Origin of the sequence: Kitasatospora sp. LaBMicrA B282 (genome assembly GCF_050325825.1) — a bacterium.
Taxonomy (GTDB): Bacteria; Actinomycetota; Actinomycetes; order Streptomycetales; family Streptomycetaceae; genus Kitasatospora.
The window spans coordinates 1-3,144 of sequence record NZ_JBNQTI010000331.1 but is presented as its reverse complement, the minus strand read 5'-3'; the positions used below and the strand labels follow the sequence as shown (position 1 = coordinate 3,144).

Genomic DNA, 3,144 nt, shown 5'->3' with positions numbered 1-3,144 from the left:
CTCATGCAGTCCGGCCAACCCGTTTGACCAGCGACGAGCATCAACCTCGGATATGTCCCCACCCATGAACAGCCCAACGAGCGAACCCGACAACCGTCACGGTAAGCACCGTTGCAGTACTAACCTCGACGCCATGGCCAACACCAGCTCACCCGAAGCCCCGCTGCCGGTCGCCAAGGTCTCCCAGCTGATCGGCGGCTGGGTCGACCGACTGGGCGCGGTCTGGGTCGAGGGCCAGATCACCCAGCTCAGCCGGCGGCCCGGCATGCAGTTCCTGACGCTGCGTGACACCGAGCACGACGTCTCCCTGGTGGTCACCTGCTTCCGCACGGTGCTGGAGCCGCTCGCCGACACGCTGCACGAGGGCTCCCGGGTGCTGGTGCACGCCAAGCCCGAGTGGTACGTCGCCCGCGGCACCCTGTCGCTGCGGGCCGCCGAGGTCCGGCTGGTCGGGCTCGGCGAGCTGCTGGCCCGGCTGGAGCGGCTCAAGCGGCAGCTCGCCGCGGAGGGCCTGTTCGCCACCGAGCGGAAGCGGCCGCTGCCCTTCCTGCCGCAGTGCGTGGGCCTGGTCACCGGGCGGGCCTCGGCCGCCGAGCGGGACGTGCTGGAGGTGGCCCGGCGGCGCTGGCCGGCGGTCCGCTTCGAGGTGCGCAACGTGCTGGTGCAGGGCCCGCAGGCGGCCGCCCAGGTGACGGCCGCGGTGCGCGAGCTGGACCGCCACCCCGAGGTGGACGTGATCGTGGTGGCCCGCGGCGGCGGCAGCGTGGAGGACCTGCTGCCCTTCTCCGACGAGGAGCTGTGCCGGACCGTGGCCGCCACCGTCACCCCGGTGGTCAGCGCGATCGGCCACGAACCGGACCAGCCACTGCTGGACTTCGTCGCCGACCTGCGGGCGGCGACCCCCACCGACGCCGCCAAACGGGTGGTGCCGGACGTCGGCGAGGAGCAGGCCCGGATCCACCAGCTGCGCGACCGGGCCCGCCGGATGATCGGCGAGCTGGTCCGGCGCGAGGAGGCCGGGCTGGCCTCGGTGCGCGAGCGGCCGGCGCTGGCCGCCCCGCACCGGCTGGTGGCCGAGCGCGGGCAGGAGCTGACCGCGCTGCTGGAGCGGGCCCGCCGGTCGCTGGGGCACCGGCTGGACCGGGCCGAGTCGGACCTGGGCCACACCCTGGCCCGGGTGGTGGCGCTCTCCCCGGCGGCCACCCTGGAGCGCGGTTACGCGGTGCTGCAGCGGCCCGACGGGCAGGTGGTCACCGACCCGGCGGCGCTGGCGGCGGGCCAGGCCCTGCACGCCCGGGTCGCCGGCGGCGGCTTCGACGTGACGGTCAGCGGGCTGCCCCCGGCGCCGGAGCCGGACTGAGGCGGGTGCGGGAGAGCGGCACCGAGTGCTCGGCGAAGCCCAGGCTGCGGTAGAGCCCCTCGCCGCCCTCGGTGGCGTGCAGGTCGATCCGGGTCACCCGGTGCGCGTCGAACCAGTCGAGCAGTGCCTCGGTGCAGGCCCGGGCGTAGCCGCGGCGGCGGTGCGCCGGGTCGGTGCAGATGTTGAAGACGAAGCCGAACAGCCCCTCCGGGTGCCCGGGCGCCGGCAGCCGCTGCTCCAGGGTGCCCACCGCGCAGGCGGCCAGCCGGCCGGGGGCGGTGGGGTCGTCGACCACGAAGGCGGGCATGGTGGTGCGCTCCGGGTCGGCCAGCCGCTCGCGCAGCACCGCCTCGGCGGTGGCCTGCCAGGGGCCGGGCCGGGCCGCGCCCTGCATCGCCTCGAACATCAGCAGCCGCAGCCGGACCAGCTCCGGGGCGTCCGCGGGCCGGGCCGGCCGCACCTCGATCGTCACGGGTTCGCTCATGGCGCCCGACGGTAGCCAGTCGGCCGGGCGGCGCGCAGCCGGGTTTTCCACCGGTGGGACCGTCGCCGGCCGCACTGTCGGGGGCTGCCCCTACGCTGGGCCCATGGCCGACGAGCAGAGCGCGAGCAGCACCATCGACGAGCTGGGCTACGAGCAGGCCAGGGACGCCCTGATGGAGGTGGTCCGGCGGCTGGAGACCGGCGGCACCACGCTGGAGGAGTCGCTGGCGCTGTGGGAGCGCGGCGAGCAGCTGGCCAAGGTCTGCCAGCGCTGGCTGGACGGCGCCCGGGCCCGGCTGGACGCGGCCCTGGCGGCGGAGCAGGAGGCGGAGCGCCCCGAGCCGTCGTGAAAGGGCGGGCCGTCGTGAAAGGGCCGGCCGTCGTGACCGGGCGGGCCGGTCGAGGGGCCTCGGTGAGCGGGATCACACCGACTTGAGGAATTGTTGAATCTTCACCTAGGTTGTTCGACGTGAGCGGCACCCCTGCCCGCCGGCCCCCGAACCACCACGAGGTAGAAGCATCATGACCACCAACGACGTGCTCGCGCTCGACGCCACCGCCCAGGACCTGCTCTTCCGCGAGGCCCGCACCGCCAACACCTTCACCGACGAGCCCGTCACCGACGAGCAGGTGCAGGCCCTCTACGACCTGGTCAAGTACGCGCCCACCGCGATGAACCAGCAGCCGCTGCGCGTCGTCCTGGTCCGCTCCGCCGAGGCCCGCGAGCGCCTGGTGTCGCACATGTCGGACGGCAACAAGGCCAAGACCGCGAGCGCCCCGCTGACCGCCATCCTGGCCGCGGACTACGAGTTCCACCACGAGATGCCGACCCTGTTCCCGCACTTCCCGCAGGCCAAGGACACCGTCTTCGCCGCCCGCAGCAGCCGCGAGGAGTCGGCCCGGTTCAACGCCACGATCCAGCTCGGCTACTTCATCCTCGGCGTGCGCGCCGCCGGCCTGGCCGCCGGCCCGATGCTCGGCTACGACGCCGAGGGCATCAACAAGGAGTTCTTCGCCGACGGCGAGCACGGCGTGGTGTCCGTGGTCAACATCGGCAAGCCGGGCGAGAACGCCTGGTACCCGCGTTCGCCGCGGCTCTCCTTCGACGAGGTCTTCACCACCGTCTGACCCCGCCGCGCAGCGGCCTGCGCACCGACGGCTCGGGCCTGTCTTCAAATCCCCGTCGTCCGCCCGAAGGGCGGGCGCGGCGGCGTTGGGGTGCGTGCATCGGCGGCGCCGAGGAGGGAGTCCATGCGGAGCATCGGCGACTGACGAGAAGCCGTCGAGGTGCGTGCCCCGGC

The 3,144-nt window shown here is 74.1% G+C and carries 4 protein-coding genes; 3 read left to right on the top strand and 1 reads right to left on the bottom strand.

The features are described from left to right. Positions 1 to 133: 133 nt before the first annotated feature. Entirely contained in the window at positions 134 to 1,360 is a 1,227-nt protein-coding gene (gene xseA, locus ACQRUO_RS39125) for an exodeoxyribonuclease VII large subunit (RefSeq protein ID WP_428320954.1), read from the top strand. Here xseA and ACQRUO_RS39120 read toward each other — a convergent pair. Beyond that, on the bottom strand, positions 1,326 to 1,844 hold the full coding sequence (locus tag ACQRUO_RS39120) for a GNAT family N-acetyltransferase (protein WP_428320953.1): 519 nt from the start codon (positions 1,842 to 1,844) through the stop codon (positions 1,326 to 1,328). The genes xseA and ACQRUO_RS39120 overlap by 35 nt on opposite strands. Before the next feature lie 103 nt (positions 1,845 to 1,947). Here ACQRUO_RS39120 and ACQRUO_RS39115 point away from each other — a divergent pair, with 103 nt between their 5' ends. Both ACQRUO_RS39115 and ACQRUO_RS39110 read left to right on the top strand, forming a co-directional pair. Further along, the gene (locus ACQRUO_RS39115) at positions 1,948 to 2,193 is read left to right on the top strand and encodes an exodeoxyribonuclease VII small subunit (RefSeq protein WP_428320952.1); all 246 of its coding nucleotides are present in this window, start codon (positions 1,948 to 1,950) and stop codon (positions 2,191 to 2,193) included. A gap of 172 nt (positions 2,194 to 2,365) precedes the next feature. Continuing rightward, the gene (locus tag ACQRUO_RS39110; protein ID WP_428320951.1) at positions 2,366 to 2,971 is read left to right on the top strand and encodes a malonic semialdehyde reductase; all 606 of its coding nucleotides are present in this window, start codon (positions 2,366 to 2,368) and stop codon (positions 2,969 to 2,971) included. The last annotated feature ends 173 nt before the right edge of the window (positions 2,972 to 3,144 follow it).